Source organism: Pseudomonas aphyarum (assembly GCF_028657055.1).
Lineage (GTDB): Bacteria > Pseudomonadota > Gammaproteobacteria > Pseudomonadales > Pseudomonadaceae > Aquipseudomonas > Aquipseudomonas aphyarum.
This window is the reverse complement of sequence record NZ_JAMDGS010000019.1, coordinates 33,250-49,013: the sequence shown is the minus strand read 5'-3', so window position 1 is coordinate 49,013 and position 15,764 is coordinate 33,250. Positions and strand designations below refer to the sequence as shown.

The window sequence follows — 15,764 nt, the reverse complement described above, 5'->3', positions numbered from 1 at the left end:
TGCTCAAGCCTTGGCTTTCGCCGGACGCTTGTCTTCAACCGTCCACTTGCCACCGTCAAAGAACGCTTTCCAGCCTGTCGGCTTGCCGTCGACTTCGGTCTGAACGTACTGCTCCTTGGTCTTGCGGCTGTAGCGGATCACGGCTGGCAGGCCATCCGGATCCTTCTGCGGCGCTTCACACAGGAAGTGGTACTTCGGATCGATCTCGTCCTTGTGCGGCAGAATCTCGATCACCAGCGGAGCACGGGTCTCGCGGTTTTTCGGGAACTGGCTGGCGGCCAGGAACAGACCGGATGCACCGTCGCGCAGGATGTAGGTGTCGTTGACCTTTTCGCATTTCAGCTCAGGCATCTTCACCGGATCCATCTTCGGCGGCGCCGCATCACCGCTCTTCAGCAGCTTGCGGGTGTTCTTGCACGTCGGGTTGGTGCAACCGAAGAACTTGCCGAAACGGCCGGTCTTGAGCTGCATCTCGCTGCCGCACTTGTCGCATTCCAGGCTCGGACCTTCGTAGCCCTTGATGCGATAGCTGCCTTCTTCGATTTCGTAGCCGGCGCAATCCGGGTTGTTACCGCAGATGTGCAGCTTGCGCTTCTCGTCGAGCAGGTAGGCGTCCATCGCCGTGCTGCAGATGGGGCAGCGATGCTTGCCGCGCAGTACCAGGGATTCCGACTCGCCCTCGTCGTCCGCCGCGATTTCATCGCCCGGCACCAGGTTGACGGTGGCCTTGCAGCGCTCTTTCGGCGGCAGGCTGTAACCCGAGCAGCCGAGGAATACACCGGTCGATGCAGTACGGATCTGCATTGGACGGCCGCAGGTGGTGCACGGAATGTCGGTCATTACCGGCTGATTGGCACGCATGCCGGCTTCCGGATTCTCCGCCACTTCGAGTTTTTTCTTGAAGTCGCCGTAGAACTCGTCCAGCACGTTTTTCCAGTCGCGTTCACCCTGGGCCACGTCATCGAGATTCTCTTCCATGCCGGCGGTGAAGCCGTAGTCCATGAGATTCGAAAAGCTTTCCGACAGACGCTCGGTGACGATGTCGCCCATCTTTTCGGAATAGAAACGACGGTTGTGCAGGGTCACGTAGCCGCGATCCTGAATGGTCGAGATGATCGCTGCGTAAGTCGAAGGACGGCCGATGCCGCGCTTTTCCATTTCCTTCACCAGGCTGGCTTCCGAATAACGGGCCGGCGGCTTGGTGAAGTGCTGGGACGGATCGAGCTTGATCAGCTTCATCACGTCGCCCTGCGCCATGTCCGGCAAAACATCATCGTCGCCAGGCTTGGTGATTTGCGGCAGCACGCGGGTGTAACCGTCGAACTTCAGGATGCGGCCCTTGGCGCGCAGCTCGAAGTCGCCGGCAGCGACGCTGACAGTGGTCGACAGGTATTGCGCCGGCAGCATCTGGCAAGCCAGGAACTGGCGCCAGATCAGCTCGTAGAGGCGCTCAGCGTCGCGCTCCATGCCGGCCAGCTTGGCTGGCGTGGTGTTGGCGTCGGAAGGACGAATCGCTTCGTGAGCCTCTTGTGCGCCTTCCTTGCTGCTGTAGACGTTCGGCGATTCCGGCAGGTACTTCTTGCCGAACTCGGTCTCGATGTAATCTCGCGCCATCGCCACGGCATCAGCCGAGAGGTTGGTCGAGTCGGTACGCATATAAGTGATGTAGCCGGCTTCGTAGAGACGCTGGGCCATCATCATGGTTTTCTTCACACCGAAGCCCAGGCGGTTGCTCGCGGCCTGTTGCAGCGTGGAGGTGATGAACGGTGCCGACGGCTTGCTGCTGGTCGGTTTGTCTTCACGCTTGACGATGCTGTAGCTGGAGGATTTTAGCTTCTCCAGCGCGGCCGTAGCCTGGGCTTCGTTCAGCGGCTTGAAGGCCTCGCCTTTCTCGCGAGCCACTTCGAAACGCACGGTCGAACCTTTGGCGGTGCCGAGGTCGGCGTGCACTTCCCAGTACTCTTCCGGGTTGAACGCACGAATCTCACGCTCACGCTCTACCACCAGTTTCACGGCAACCGATTGCACGCGACCGGCAGACAGGCCACGAGCGATCTTCGCCCACAGCAGCGGCGAGACCATGTAGCCGACGACGCGGTCGAGGAAACGACGGGCCTGCTGCGCGTTCACTCGATCGATGTCGAGTTCGCCCGGCTCCGAGAAGGCTTCCTGAATCGCCTTCTTGGTGATTTCGTTGAACACCACGCGCTTGTAGCGGCTGTCGTCACCACCGATGGCTTCGCGCAGGTGCCAGGCAATGGCTTCCCCCTCGCGATCCAAGTCGGTTGCGAGATAGATGGTGTCAGCATCCTTGGCGAGCCGGCGCAGCTCTTCGATGACCTTTTCCTTGCCCGGGAGGATCTCGTACTTGGCTTTCCAGCCATGCTCGGGATCGACACCCATGCGCGAGACCAGCTGCTTGCGCGCCTTCTCTTTCGGCGACAGCGCTGGCGCTTCGCCCGCAGCAGCCTTGCCGCGCTTGGCGGCTGGCTCCTTGCTGGCGCTAGCCGAACCGCTGGTGGGCAGGTCTCGGATATGGCCGATACTCGACTTCACCACGTATTGGTTGCCCAGATACTTGTTGATGGTCTTGGCCTTAGCCGGGGATTCCACAATGACCAGCGATTTGCCCATGGATCAGAAAATTCCTGAATTCTAGAAGTGAAAGGCGGTTGGCGCCTGACGCGGCACCGCTATATATAGTGGCTACAAGGTGAGGTCAAGCGCAGGGTTTTGCGCGCACTCGCCTTACGGCTTCGAAAAAAGGCTCGGTTCGGCTTGCACCAAAGCAAAGCGTGGGACCTGCTCCCCGTCAACCTCGACGGACTCCAGGAACATGCTCAAGGGACGCACCCAAAAGCCGTAATCGCCATACAGGGCTTGGTAAAAGACCACTTCTTCTTCGGTCTCGGAATGCCGCGCAACACTGAATACGCGGTACTGCGGACCTTTGTAATGTTGGTAGAGCCCAGGTTGTATCGGCATGCTTCGGCCCTCACTCAAATTTTTTCAAAATAAAAACAAAAATAAATCCGCAAAAACAAAAACCGGGGCACTTGGCCCCGGCTTCCATCGACGAGACGCTTAAACGCGTTCGAAGACGGTGGAGATGCCTTGGCCGAGGCCAATGCACATGGTGGCCACCCCGAAGGTGCCGCCATTCTGCTTCATCACGTTCAGCAAGGTGCCGGAAATACGGGCACCGGAGCAACCGAACGGGTGACCCAGGGCGATCGCGCCGCCGTGCAGGTTAACCTTCTCATTCATCTTGTCGAGCACTTTAAGGTCTTTCAGCACTGGCAGGGCCTGTGCGGCGAACGCTTCGTTGAGCTCGAAGAAGTCGATATCGTTGATACCCAGGCCGGCACGTTTCAGTGCTTTCTGAGTAGCCGGTACCGGACCATAGCCCATGATGGCCGGGTCCACACCCGCTACCGCCATCGAGCGAATCACCGCCAGAGGCTGGATGCCCAGGTCCTGTGCGCGCTGCGCCGACATCACGATCATGCACGAAGCACCATCGGTGATCTGCGACGAAGTACCGGCAGTCACGGTGCCGCCCTTTGGATTGAACGCCGGCTTCAGAGCCGCCAGACTTTCCAGGGTGGTTTCCGGACGAATGGTTTCGTCGTAGTCGAAGGTTTTCAGGAAACCGTTCTCGTCGTAACCCTGCATCGGGATGATTTCGTCCTTGAACTTGCCTTCCACAGTCGCCTTGTGGGCCAACTGGTGGGAACGCACGCCAAAGGCGTCCTGCTGTTCGCGAGTGATGCCGTGCATTTTGCCCAGCATTTCAGCGGTCAGGCCCATCATGCCCGAGGCTTTCGCCGCGTACAGAGACATGTGCGGGTTCGGATCGACACCGTGCATCATGCTCACGTGACCCATATGCTCGACGCCGCCAACCACGAACACGTCACCGTTGCCGGTCATGATCGCTTGCGCAGCAGTGTGCAGCGCGCTCATCGACGAGCCACACAGACGGCTGACGGTCTGGCCGGCCGAGGTGTGAGGGATCTGGGTCATCAGCGACGCCATGCGCGCGATGTTCCAGCCTTGCTCCAGGGTCTGGTTCACACAGCCCCAGATCACGTCCTCGACTTCGGCAGGATCGACCTTGGTGTTACGCTCCAGCAGTTTGCTGATCAGGTGCGCCGACATGTCTTCGGCGCGGGTGTTGCGGTGCATGCCGCCCTTGGAGCGGCCCATCGGAGTACGACCGAAGTCGACAATCACGACGTCTCTAGGATTCAAGCTCATAAGTTCACTCTCACTCTAGTTGGGGGCGCTTAACCGAAGAAGCTCTGGCCGTTCTTGGCCATTTCGCGCAGCTTCGCGGTCGGGTGGTACAGCGCGCCCAAATCAGCGTACTGGTCGGCCAGGGCAACGAACTCGGCAACACCGATCGAGTCGATGTAGCGCAGCGCACCGCCACGGAATGGAGGGAAACCAATACCGTAGACCAGACCCATGTCGGCTTCGGCGGCGGTTTCGACGATGCCGTCTTCCAGGCAACGCACGGTTTCCAGGCACAGCGGGATCATCATCCAGTTGATGATGTCTTCGTCAGTGACTTCGCGCTGCTCGTAGACGATCGGCTTGAGCACTTCCAGTACCGACGGATCGGCGACTTTCTTCTGCTTGCCTTTCTTGTCGGCCTCGTAGGCATAGAAGCCCTTGCCGTTCTTCTGACCGAGACGCTTGGCTTCGTAAAGCACGTCGATGGCAGAACGACGATCGTCCTTCATGCGGTCCGGGAAGCCTTCAGCCATTACGTCACGACCGTGGTGGCCGGTGTCGATGCCGACCACGTCCATCAGGTAGGCCGGGCCCATCGGCCAGCCGAATTTTTCCATGATCTTGTCGATACGGACGAAGTCCACACCGGCGCTGACCAGCTTGGCGAAACCGCCGAAGTACGGGAACAGTACGCGGTTGACCAGGAAGCCCGGGCAGTCGTTGACGACGATCGGGTTCTTGCCCATTTTCTTGGCGTAGGCAACGGTGGTGGCAATCGCCAGCTCGCTGGACTTCTCGCCACGGATCACTTCCACCAGCGGCATCATGTGCACCGGGTTGAAGAAGTGCATGCCGACGAAGTTTTCCGGACGCTTGAGGGCCTTGGCCAGCAGGCTGATGGAAATGGTCGAGGTGTTGGACGCGAGGATGGTGTCCTCTTTGACCTTGTCTTCGACTTCCGCCAGAACGGCTTGCTTGACCTTCGGGTTCTCGACCACGGCTTCAACGACCAGGTCGACGTGACCGAAATCACCGTAGGACAGGGTCGGACGAATGCCGTTGAGCACTTCAGCCATTTTCGCGGCGGTCATGCGGCCTTTATCAACGCGACCGACCAGCAGCTTGGCGGCTTCAGCCAGACCTTGCTCGATGCCGTGCTCGTTGATGTCCTTCATCAGGATCGGCGTACCTTTGGAAGCCGACTGATAGGCGATACCGCCACCCATGATGCCGGCGCCCAGTACGGCAGCCTGCTTCACGTCCTTGGCGATTTCGTCGTAGGCCTTGGCCTTTTTCTTCAGTTCCTGATCATTCAGGAACAGACCGATCAAGCTCTGCGCGGCAGAAGTCTTGGCCAGTTTCACGAAACCTGCGGCTTCGACTTCCAGCGCCTTGTCACGACCGAAGTTCGCGGCTTTCTGGATGGTCTTGATCGCTTCGACCGGGGCCGGGTAGTTCGGGCCAGCCTGGCCAGCCACGAAACCTTTGGCGGTTTCGAAAGCCATCATTTGTTCAATCGCGTTCAGCTTGAGCTTTTCCAGCTTCGGCTGGCGCTTGGCCTTGTAGTCGAACTCGCCGGAGACGGCGCGCTTGATCAGCTCAAGAGCGGCATCCTGCAGTTTTTCAGGAGCAACCACGGCATCGACGGCGCCGACTTTCAGCGCGTCTTCAGGACGGTTTTCCTTGCCGGCGGCAATCCACTCGATGGCGTTGTCGGCACCGATCAGGCGCGGCAGACGCACGGTGCCGCCGAAGCCCGGGTAGATGCCCAGTTTGACTTCCGGCAGACCGATCTTGGCCTTGGTCGACATGACGCGGTAGTCCGCTGCCAGGCACATTTCCAGACCACCACCCAGGGCGATGCCATTGATCGCGGCGACGGTCGGAACGTTGAGGTCTTCGAAATCGCTGAAGATCTTGTTGGCTTCGAGATTGCCAGCAACCAGCTCGGCATCCGGCAGCTTGAAGTTGTCGACAAATTCGGTGATGTCGGCGCCGACGATGAACACGTCCTTGCCACTGCTGACGATCACGCCCTTGATCGAAGCATCTGCCTTGATGGTGTCTACGGCCTGACGCAGTTCGTTCAGGGTAAGACGGTTGAACTTGTTGACGGACTCACCCTTGAGGTCGAATTTCAATTCGACGATGCCACTTTCAAGAGCTTTAACCGTGATGGCTTTACCTTCGTAAATCATCAACTGATCTCCACGATATGGAAGCTGAACAGTACACGTCGGACGCAGGCAAATGGCTCGGCAGGACGTTTTTTCGTCGATGCTGACACTCATCCACCCGGCACACCCGCCAACGCGATAGTCGGGATTCTGTAGGAGCAGTCTGCAATACAAACGCTCAATTCATACGCCCGTTTGATTTGGGTACGCCACCTTCACGGAATTTCCGACAATTGTCAATCGCCCTAAATACGGGTTGAAATGCGACTTTGCGGTCATTTCTGTAAGACGCAGCCCGGCCACACACGCTTGCATGTGAGGGCATTCATAAGATTAATAGTTAGAAAAGTCGCCCTAATTCACCGCAAGCCTTGTTTAACAGGCTACGCTGGCTGGACTACGAAGGAAAACAGTCGCAGATTTGCTGACCGGATGACTCCGGTTCAACGCCAAAAAGAATTTCCGGCCTGCCTGGCCAACCCCGCCCGATGAATCATGTCGGGCTTTTTATTGCGCGTCTGCCAGACGTTTCGCACCGTTGCAGCGCGAAATGTCCGCAAGTCATGCCAGTGCTTTCAGCGTGGCATCAATGTCCAGCAAAACCGACGCATCACCCTTCTCGCCCCAATAGAGGGCGATCATCTGCTTATCCGCCTCGACCTTGAAAACGTTGCCCGGCAATTTTTCGAAATGATTCAGCAGCAGTGGATCCTCACAGACTTCCTGCCACTGATTCACCCAAACCCCCGGGGATTTCTGCCAATACGTCCAGCACGCCGGCTGCTTGCCGCGCCGTGGCCGATGGTATTGCGCGCACGGGTTAGGCGGCTCCTGAGACATCCAGTGCGGCCACTCCTGAGGCGCCAGCTGCATGGCGAGCCCGATGCGCCGGGCCTCCGTGCGCAAGGCTATCCGGCCACTCTGTGCACGGGACGGACGCAACCACGCCAGGGGACTCAACACCACCAGCAGGATTGACACCACCAGCCAGACCGTCATATCTCTACTCCCGTTTTGTCATGAGCCCATTGCGTCACTTTGGAACCAATGCGCTTGAAACCAGCCATACTTAACAATATTGATCCCTCACGAGGAGCACCTCATGCCCTACCACCATATCCTGGTCGCCGTAGATCTGACCGAAGAGTGCGACCCTGTGATCCACCGCGCCCGAGAGCTGTCGGTGAGCAATGGCGCCAAGCTGTCGCTGGTGCATATCGTTGAACCGATGGCCATGGCCTTCGGCGGTGACGTGCCGATGGATCTGTCACAACTGCAACAACAGCAGTTCGATCAGGCCAAGGAACGCCTCGAACGCCTGAAGCACAAGTACACCGAGCTCGAAGGCGCCAACTGCCACCTGACCTACGGCCAGCCGCGTCAGGAAATCCACCATTTCGCCAAGGAACAGGAATGCGACCTGATCGTGGTCGGCAGCCATGGCCGGCATGGTCTGGCGCTGTTGCTGGGCTCGACCGCCAATGATGTGCTGCACGGCGCAAAGTGCGATGTACTGGCGGTGCACCTGATCAAACGCTGATCCCATTCACTTGTGAAAAGCTAAAAAAGCCCGGCGCCCATCACTGGACGCCGGGCTTTTTCATGCCTTGAAACAATCAGGCGTCCAGCTCGGCCCAACGCTCCACCAGCGCATCCAGCTCAGCCTGCAACTGCTCCAGAGAAGCAATCACCTTGGCCGTCTCGGCCGGCGGACGCTGATAGAAGCCGGCCTCAGCCATTTCAGCCTCGACAGCAGCAATCTGCTGCTCTTTGGCGTCGATGTCGCCCGGCAGCGCTTCCAGCTCGCGCTGGAGCTTGTAGCTCAGCTTCTTCTTCGCAGCCGGGGGCGCAGAAACAGGCGCGGCAACCGGAGCCGGCTCGGCAGTGACCACCGCCGAGTTCAGGTCGGCCTTGCCGGATTTGCTTTCGGTCACGCCCAGCAGACGCGGCGAACCGCCCTGACGGATCCAGTCCTGATAGCCGCCAACGTATTCGCGCACCTTGCCTTCACCTTCGAAGACCAGAGTGCTGGTGACCACGTTGTCGAGGAATGCCCGGTCGTGACTGACCATCAGCACAGTGCCGTTGAAGGTCAGCAACACTTCTTCGAGCAGCTCGAGGGTTTCCACGTCGAGGTCGTTGGTCGGTTCGTCGAGTACCAGCAGGTTCGCCGGTTTGCTGAACAGTTTGGCCAATAGCAGTCGCGCACGCTCGCCACCGGACAATGCCTTCACCGGCGTGCGGGCACGCTGCGGGCTGAACAGGAAGTCGCCGAGGTAGCTCAGCACGTGGCGGCTCTGGCCGTCGATATCGATGAAGTCGCGACCTTCGGCGACGTTGTCGATCACGGTCTTTTCCAGATCCAGTTGATGGCGCAACTGGTCAAAGTAGGCCACGTCGATCTTGGTGCCCTCTTCCACCTTGCCGCTGGTCGGTTGCAGACCGCTGAGCATCAGTTTCAGCAGGGTGGTCTTCCCGGTACCGTTGGCGCCGAGCAGGCCGATCCGGTCGCCGCGTTGCAGCACCATGGAGAAATCACGGATCAGGAACGGACCGCCCGGATGCGCGAAGCTCACATTATCCAGCACCATCACCTGCTTGCCGGACTTCTCCGCTGTTTCCAGCTGGATGTTGGCCTTGCCGGTGCGTTCGCGACGCTCGCTGCGCTCCACGCGCAATGCTTTCAGCGCACGTACGCGGCCTTCGTTACGGGTGCGACGGGCCTTGATGCCCTGGCGAATCCACACTTCTTCCTGGGCCAGACGCTTGTCGAACAGCGCGTTGGCGGTTTCTTCGGCGGCCAGTGCGGCTTCTTTATGGACGAGGAAACTGGCGTAGTCGCCGTTCCAGTCGATCAGGCCACCGCGATCCAGTTCGAGGATGCGGGTGGCGAGGTTTTGCAGGAAGGAACGGTCGTGCGTGATGAACAGCACAGCCCCCTGGAAATCCTTCAGCGCTTCTTCAAGCCAGGCAATCGCACCGATGTCCAGGTGGTTGGTCGGTTCGTCGAGCAGCAGCAGATCCGGCTCGGACACCAGCGCCTGCGCCAGCAGGACGCGACGACGCCAGCCGCCGGACAGTTCGGCGAGGGTCTTGTCGGCCGGCAGTTGCAGGCGGCTCAGGGTGCTGTCGACCAGAGTCTGCAAGCGCCAGCCATCGCGGGCTTCGAGGTCGTGCTGGACGTGCATCAGCTTGTCCAGATCGGCATCGGTGACGATGTTCTGGCTCAGGTGATGGTATTCGGCAAGCAAGGCGCCAACGCCGTCGAGGCCTTCGGCAACCACGTCGAACACAGTCCGCTCGTCGGCCACCGGCAATTCCTGTGGCAATTCACCGATTTTCAGACCGGGGGCACGCCACACCGAGCCGTCATCAGGCTTCTGGTCGCCCTTGACCAGTTTCATCATGCTGGATTTGCCAGTGCCGTTGCGGCCGATGATGCACACCCGCTCACCACGGGCGATCTGCCAGGACACCTTGTCCAACAACGGCATCGCGCCGAATGCAAGGGACACATCGCTGAATTTGAGCAGGGTCATGAGCTTCTCCAAAAACCGGGCGCGCATTCTACCTGAATCGGGGCCCGAGCAGGCCGGCAATTTCGCCGCTGACGCACTCTGCACAACAATTGTTGCGAACTTGCGCTACAAGGCCGGCAAAGCTTTCGCCCCCTGCTGGCAAAAGGCTAAGCTACAGACAATTCAGTGCGGGTTTTGGGCCGGCACTTGTCATGATTTCTCTGCCCGGATGTCTCATGCGCAGTCGCCTCTTCAGTGTTTTGTCATGTTTGCTGCTTTCCGCCGCTGCCGTTCAATCCGCCCAGGCGGTGGACCTGTCCACCCAACGCCAGTATTACGATGAAGCCAAGCGCGCCCTGGCCAAGGGCGACACCGGCCCGTATTTCCGTTACAGCCAGGCCCTCGCCGATTATCCGCTGGAGCCATACCTGGCTTATGACGAGCTGACCGCCCGGCTGAAAACCGCCAGCAACGCGGAGATCGAAAAATTCCTCGCCGAGCACGGTGACCTGCCCCAGGCCAACTGGATGAAGTTGCGTTGGCTGCGCTGGCTGGCCGATCGCGGCGACTGGGCGACGTTCGTCAAGTATTACGACCCCAAACTGAATTTCACCGAACTGGACTGCCTGAACGCGCAGTACCAGATCAGCCACAACAAGAAGGCCGAGGGCTATGCCAACGCCGAGAAGCTGTGGCTGACCGGCAAATCCCAGCCCGCCGCCTGTGATGCGCTGTTCGGCATGTGGGCCGCCGAAGGTCAGTTGACCGAACAGAAACGCTGGGAACGCGCCAAACTCGCCGCCCAGCACCGCAACTACCCATTGGCCAACAGTCTGGTCAACGGCCTGACCACCCTCGCCCCGCGCGGTCGCCTGCTGGTGGACGTGGCGCAGAAACCGGAACTGCTCAACCAGCCGTCACGTTTCACGCCGGCCGATGAACCGATGTCCGACGTGGTCAGCCTCGGCCTGCGCCGCCTCGCGCGGCAGGACCCGGACAAGGCCATGGCCCTGCTCGACGGTTATGCCAGCAGCATGCATTTCTCCCGAGATGAAAAAGTCGCGATCGCCCGGGAAATCGGCCTGACCCTCGCCCGTCGCTTCGACAGCCGCGCGCTGGACGTGATGACCAAGTACGATCCGGAACTGCGCGACAACACCGTGTCCGAATGGCGCCTGCGTCTGCTGTTGCGTCTGGCGCGCTGGGACGACGCCTACCAACTGACCCGCCGTCTGCCGCAGGATCTGGCCACCACCAACCGCTGGCGCTACTGGCAGGCCCGCAGTCTGGAACTGGCGCAACCGCAGAACCCGGAAGCGCAGACGCTGTACAAGAATTTGTCGCGGGAGCGTGATTTTTACGGCTTCCTCGCCGCCGACCGCTCGCAATCGCCATATTCGCTGAACAACAAACCGCTGGTGCTCAGTCAGGCGCTGATCAACAAGGTGCGCAACACCCCTGGCGTGCGTCGTGCGCTGGAGTTCCACGCCCGTGGGCAGATCGTCGACGGCCGCCGCGAGTGGTATCACGTCAGCCGGCATTTCAGTCGCGACGAAATGGTCGCCCAGGCGAAACTGGCCTACGATCTGAAATGGTATTTCCCGGCCATCCGCACCATCAGTCAGGCGCAGTACTGGGATGATCTGGACATCCGTTTCCCGATGGCCCACCGCGACACTCTGGTGCGCGAAGCCAAGGTACGCGGCCTGCATTCAAGCTGGGTGTTCGCCATCACCCGTCAGGAAAGTGCGTTCATGGACGACGCCCGTTCCAGCGTCGGCGCCAGCGGCCTGATGCAACTGATGCCCGGCACCGCCAAGGAAACCGCGCGCAAGTTCAGCATTCCATTGGCCTCGCCACAGCAGGTGCTCGATCCGGACAAAAACATCCAGCTCGGCGCCGCTTACCTGAGCCAGGTGCACAGCCAGTTCAACGGCAACCGCGTGCTCGCCTCCGCCGCGTACAACGCCGGCCCCGGCCGCGTGCGCCAGTGGCTGCGTGGCGCCGATCACCTGAGCTTCGACGTGTGGGTGGAAAGCATCCCGTTCGACGAAACCCGCCAGTACGTGCAGAACGTGCTGTCCTACTCGGTGATCTACGGCCAGAAACTCAACTCGCCGCAACCGCTGGTGGATTGGCATGAGCGGTATTTCGACGATCAGTGATCGTGTAGTGCCTGGCTGACAGATCGACGTAAACAAAAATGCCCGCATCTTTCGATGCGGGCATTTTTTATGGCGTTCTACTGGGTCGATTACTAGGTCGATTACTTAGTCGGTTACTTGGTCGGTCGAAGCTTGATGACCATCACTGAACTGCAACGCCGCCAACCGCGCATACAACGGATTACTCGCAATCAACTCCTGATGCGTGCCGATCGCAACCAGTTTGCCCTGATCCATCACCGCGATCCGGTCGGCGTTTTTCACCGTGGCCAGGCGATGGGCGATGACCAGCGTGGTGCGGTTTTGCATCAGGCTCGGCAGCGCTTGCTGGATCAGATGTTCGCTCTGGGCGTCGAGGGCGCTGGTGGCTTCGTCGAGCAGCAGGATCGGCGCGTCGACCAGCAGCGCCCGAGCGATGGCCAGGCGCTGGCGTTGTCCACCAGACAGGCCGAGGCCGCCGTCGCCCAGGTGGGTCTGGTAACCGTCGGGCATCTGTTCGATGAAATCATGGGCGTGAGCGATTTTCGCGGCTTCCCGCACCTGCTCCAGCGTGGCGGTCGGGCAGCCGTAGCGAATGTTCTCTTCGACACTGCCGAAGAACAGCGCCGGAGTTTGCGAGACCAACGCGAAGCAGCGACGCAGGTCCAGCGGATCAAGGCTCGTCAGCGGCACGCCGTCGATCAGGATCTGTCCTTCCCGGGGATCGTAGAAACGCAGCAACAAGTCATACACCGTGGACTTGCCCGCGCCGGAGGGGCCCACGAGCGCGAGGGTTTCGCCAGCGTTGATCGTCAGACTCAAGCCATCGACAGCAAGGCTTTCGGGACGCGAAGGGTAGGAAAAACGCACCTCCTGCAATTCCAGCTCGCCCTTGATTCGCTCCGGCAGCGTCACCAATCCCGTGGTCGGTGGCTGAATGATGTTCTCCGAACGCAGCAATTCGGCGATGCGCTCGGCGGCGCCGGCTGCTCGCTGCAATTCGCCGATCACTTCACTCAACGTGCCGAACGCACTGCCGACGATCAGGCTGTAGAACACGAACGCCGCCAGTTCACCCGCAGAAATCCGCCCCGCAATCACGTCCATGCCGCCGACCCACAACATCACCGCGACGGCGCCGAGCACCAGCACGATCACCAGCGTGATCAGCCAGGCCCGCTGGAAAATTCGTTTGCGCGCGGTCTCGAACGCCTGCTCGACGGTGCTGGCGAAACGCTGTTCATCCTGCACCTGATGGTTGTAGGCCTGCACGGTCTTGATCTGGCCGAGGGTTTCCGAGACGTAGCTGCCAATGTCGGCGATCCGGTCCTGACTCAGCCGGGAGAGGTTACGCACGCGACGGCCGAAAATCAGGATCGGCGCAATCACCAATGGCAGCGCGATCACTACGATGCTGGTGAGTTTGGGGTTGGTGATGAACAACAACACCACACCGCCGATGACCATCAGCAGATTACGCAGGAACAGCGACAGCGACGAGCCGATCACCGATTGCAGCAGTGTGGTGTCAGCGGTCAGCCGCGACTGGATTTCCGAGCTGCGGTTGTCCTCGTAGAACCCGGGATGCAGGTACACCAGATGGTTGAACACCTGCCGGCGGATGTCCGCCACCACACGCTCACCGATCCAGGACACCAGATAAAACCGCGCAAAGGTGCCGACCGCCAGGCCGAACACCAACAGCATGAACAGGCCGATGGATTGGTTGAGCAGGTGCGGCGATTGAGTCATGAACCCTTGATCGACCAGCAGCTTGATGCCCTGCCCCATCGACAGGGTGATGCCCGCCGTGACGATCAGCGCAAGCAGTGCGCCGAAGGCCGGCCAGCGATAGGGAGCAAGGAAATGACTGGTCAGGCGCAAGGCCCGGCGGTGGCGCGAGGAAAGCATCGGGATCATTCAGGTTCACGTCGTGTGCTGATTAATGGGGCCAGCCTGGACATTCAATGGGGTGGAACTCTGTAAATCACAATGAGTCAGGTTAAATATGACCGGCAAGACTACCCCCTAGATGCTATTGGTCTAAGGTCCGGGTTGAGACAGACGGTCATTTCTGTTTGAGTGGAGATGCCGTTCCGGACCGACCGCAGGGAGTTGTCACAGCCCGGTCACCTGACGGTTTTAATCTAGGCACACAACCTGATGAGGAGACAGGCCATGTCCTTGCAAAACAGCAGCGAAGACAAGATTGAAGTGATCCGCACCAAGCCCGGCCAACCTCTGGGTTGCTCGATCATCGACGAAAACGGGCGTGAAATCGAGATCACTGAAGACATGATCCAGGACGCCTGCCGCAAACTGGAGCAGCGATTGGTCAAGCCTGCCGAACAAAAGTGATATCGCCACCGTCTTCCTGACCCGGCCCTTGCAGGCCGGGTTTTTTCTGCCCGCTGTTTATACGGCTACAGCGCCCAGCGCGGTCACGATCTGGCGCAGGGCCGGCGAATCACCGTCGATCCGCACTTTCAAACCTTCGATCTCGCGTCGCGACGGATACTGTTTGCGCAGCAGATCAAACGCGGCACGTTGCTCACCGACACTGCCCAGCAACGTGCGACGGAAATCCGCGTCGTCCCGGCGCGGGTCGTACACGCCACGGCACAACATCGCCAGCGCCCAGGCCGGATCGCTGTCGGCATGCAGGGAAACTTCCGACAACCACGGCGCCGGCAGCAGATCGCCGAGCTGAATGCTGGCGGGCTCACCGATGAAATCGCAGTAGGCCTGATAGATCTGCGCCGTGCCGCGCTGTTTGCCGTCGAGGCTGTAACCGGCGATGTGCGGCGTCGCCAGTACGCAGAGTTCGGCCAGCGCCACATCGACTTGCGGCTCGGCTTCCCAGACATCGAGCACCGCTTGCAGGTCTTCACGCTCCAGCAGTACTTCGCGCAACGCGGTGTTATCCACAACCGGACCGCGAGCCGCGTTGATCAACCAGGCGCCGGGCTTGAGCTGCTGCAAACGCTGCTCGTCGAACAGGTGCCAGGTCGCGCCGTCGCCGCTGCGGGTCAGCGGGGTGTGCAGGCTGATCACGTCGCACTGAGCGATGATCTGCTCCAGGCTGACATAGTCGCCGCCCTCGGCCGCCTGACGCGGCGGGTCGCAGACTTTCACGTTCCAGCCCAAACCTTTCAGCACCTTGATCAGGCGACCGCCGACTTCACCGGCGCCGATCACGCCGTAGGTGCGTTCACGCAAATCGACGCCTTCGATTTCGGCCAGGGTCATCAGGCTGCCGAGCACGTAATCGACCACGCCCCGGGCATTGCAGCCGGGCGCGCTGGACCAGGTGATGCCGGCCTCGTTGAAGTAATCGAGATCCAGATGATCGGTGCCAATGGTGCAGGTGCCGACAAAGCGCACCTTGCTGCCTTCCAGCAGTGCGCGGTTGACGTTGGTCACCGAGCGCACCAGCAACACATCGGCCTGTTCGACCGTGGCCCGGTCGATGGAACGGCCCGGCACCCGGCGGATCTCGCCGAAACCGGCAAAAAAGGCATCGAGCAGCGGGATATTTTCGTCGGCAACAATCAGCATGGCGGGGCTCCTTGGGCGGATCGGCAGTGTAGGCGCTGGGACTGCGATGAGCCAGCAGGCTTTGATGCTTGATCAGGCGCGGCGATTACAAATACGCAACAGAGGATTTTTCCTGACCATAACGTCAG

At 60.1% G+C, this 15,764-nt stretch carries 11 protein-coding genes; 3 read left to right on the top strand and 8 right to left on the bottom strand.

Annotated features, from left to right (window positions below; all coding sequences use genetic code 11):
• Positions 1-3: 3 nt before the first annotated feature.
• The 5 genes from topA to M5G18_RS26905 all read right to left on the bottom strand — a co-directional run bounded on the left by topA (position 4) and on the right by M5G18_RS26905 (position 7,415).
• The gene (gene topA, locus M5G18_RS26925) at positions 4-2,634 is read right to left on the bottom strand and encodes a type I DNA topoisomerase (protein WP_007953057.1); all 2,631 of its coding nucleotides are present in this window, start codon (positions 2,632-2,634) and stop codon (positions 4-6) included.
• A 114-nt stretch (positions 2,635-2,748) separates the two neighbouring features.
• Complete coding sequence (locus M5G18_RS26920; RefSeq protein ID WP_007953059.1) at positions 2,749-2,985, bottom strand: DUF1653 domain-containing protein; 237 nt, start codon at positions 2,983-2,985, stop codon at positions 2,749-2,751.
• A gap of 99 nt (positions 2,986-3,084) precedes the next feature.
• Positions 3,085-4,260, bottom strand: a complete 1,176-nt coding sequence (fadA, locus tag M5G18_RS26915; protein ID WP_007953060.1) for an acetyl-CoA C-acyltransferase FadA — start codon at positions 4,258-4,260, stop codon at positions 3,085-3,087.
• Between the two features lie 29 nt (positions 4,261-4,289).
• Complete coding sequence (gene fadB, locus M5G18_RS26910) at positions 4,290-6,437, bottom strand: fatty acid oxidation complex subunit alpha FadB (protein WP_007953061.1); 2,148 nt, start codon at positions 6,435-6,437, stop codon at positions 4,290-4,292.
• A 540-nt stretch (positions 6,438-6,977) separates the two neighbouring features.
• On the bottom strand, positions 6,978-7,415 hold the full coding sequence (locus M5G18_RS26905; protein WP_085748340.1) for a hypothetical protein: 438 nt from the start codon (positions 7,413-7,415) through the stop codon (positions 6,978-6,980).
• A 103-nt stretch (positions 7,416-7,518) separates the two neighbouring features.
• On the opposite strand from M5G18_RS26905, the gene M5G18_RS26900 reads away from it, so the two are divergent.
• The gene (locus M5G18_RS26900; RefSeq protein ID WP_273900310.1) at positions 7,519-7,956 is read left to right on the top strand and encodes a universal stress protein; all 438 of its coding nucleotides are present in this window, start codon (positions 7,519-7,521) and stop codon (positions 7,954-7,956) included.
• 76 nt (positions 7,957-8,032) lie between these two features.
• Here the strand turns inward: M5G18_RS26900 and M5G18_RS26895 are convergent, their stop codons facing one another.
• Positions 8,033-9,955, bottom strand: coding sequence for an ATP-binding cassette domain-containing protein (locus M5G18_RS26895; RefSeq protein ID WP_273900311.1), 1,923 nt, complete (start codon positions 9,953-9,955; stop codon positions 8,033-8,035).
• A 215-nt stretch (positions 9,956-10,170) separates the two neighbouring features.
• Between M5G18_RS26895 and M5G18_RS26890 the strand changes: the two genes are divergently transcribed.
• Positions 10,171-12,099, top strand: coding sequence for a transglycosylase SLT domain-containing protein (locus tag M5G18_RS26890; protein WP_007953066.1), 1,929 nt, complete (start codon positions 10,171-10,173; stop codon positions 12,097-12,099).
• 105 nt (positions 12,100-12,204) lie between these two features.
• Here the strand turns inward: M5G18_RS26890 and M5G18_RS26885 are convergent, their stop codons facing one another.
• Entirely contained in the window at positions 12,205-13,998 is a 1,794-nt protein-coding gene (locus tag M5G18_RS26885; RefSeq protein ID WP_273900312.1) for an ABC transporter transmembrane domain-containing protein, read from the bottom strand.
• Positions 13,999-14,256: 258 nt separating this feature from the next.
• Between M5G18_RS26885 and M5G18_RS26880 the strand changes: the two genes are divergently transcribed.
• Positions 14,257-14,436 carry a PA1571 family protein gene (locus M5G18_RS26880; protein WP_273900313.1) on the top strand — a complete coding sequence of 60 codons (180 nt, stop codon included), beginning with the start codon at positions 14,257-14,259 and terminating at the stop codon, positions 14,434-14,436.
• Between the two features lie 57 nt (positions 14,437-14,493).
• Here M5G18_RS26880 and pdxB read toward each other — a convergent pair whose 3' ends face one another.
• Complete coding sequence (pdxB, locus tag M5G18_RS26875) at positions 14,494-15,636, bottom strand: 4-phosphoerythronate dehydrogenase PdxB (RefSeq protein WP_273900314.1); 1,143 nt, start codon at positions 15,634-15,636, stop codon at positions 14,494-14,496.
• Positions 15,637-15,764 lie beyond the last annotated feature (128 nt).

What these genes read in the sequence shown, in the direction of transcription:
- topA (WP_007953057.1), bottom strand. Translation starts at nt 2,634, where the DNA reads ATGGGCAAATCGCTGGTCATTGTGGAATCCCCGGCTAAGGCCAAGACC.
- M5G18_RS26920 (WP_007953059.1), bottom strand. Translation starts at nt 2,985, where the DNA reads ATGCCGATACAACCTGGGCTCTACCAACATTACAAAGGTCCGCAGTAC.
- fadA (WP_007953060.1), bottom strand. Translation starts at nt 4,260, where the DNA reads ATGAGCTTGAATCCTAGAGACGTCGTGATTGTCGACTTCGGTCGTACT.
- fadB (WP_007953061.1), bottom strand. Translation starts at nt 6,437, where the DNA reads ATGATTTACGAAGGTAAAGCCATCACGGTTAAAGCTCTTGAAAGTGGC.
- M5G18_RS26905 (WP_085748340.1), bottom strand. Translation starts at nt 7,415, where the DNA reads ATGACGGTCTGGCTGGTGGTGTCAATCCTGCTGGTGGTGTTGAGTCCC.
- M5G18_RS26900 (WP_273900310.1), top strand. Translation starts at nt 7,519, where the DNA reads ATGCCCTACCACCATATCCTGGTCGCCGTAGATCTGACCGAAGAGTGC.
- M5G18_RS26895 (WP_273900311.1), bottom strand. Translation starts at nt 9,955, where the DNA reads ATGACCCTGCTCAAATTCAGCGATGTGTCCCTTGCATTCGGCGCGATG.
- M5G18_RS26890 (WP_007953066.1), top strand. Translation starts at nt 10,171, where the DNA reads ATGCGCAGTCGCCTCTTCAGTGTTTTGTCATGTTTGCTGCTTTCCGCC.
- M5G18_RS26885 (WP_273900312.1), bottom strand. Translation starts at nt 13,998, where the DNA reads ATGATCCCGATGCTTTCCTCGCGCCACCGCCGGGCCTTGCGCCTGACC.
- M5G18_RS26880 (WP_273900313.1), top strand. Translation starts at nt 14,257, where the DNA reads ATGTCCTTGCAAAACAGCAGCGAAGACAAGATTGAAGTGATCCGCACC.
- pdxB (WP_273900314.1), bottom strand. Translation starts at nt 15,636, where the DNA reads ATGCTGATTGTTGCCGACGAAAATATCCCGCTGCTCGATGCCTTTTTT.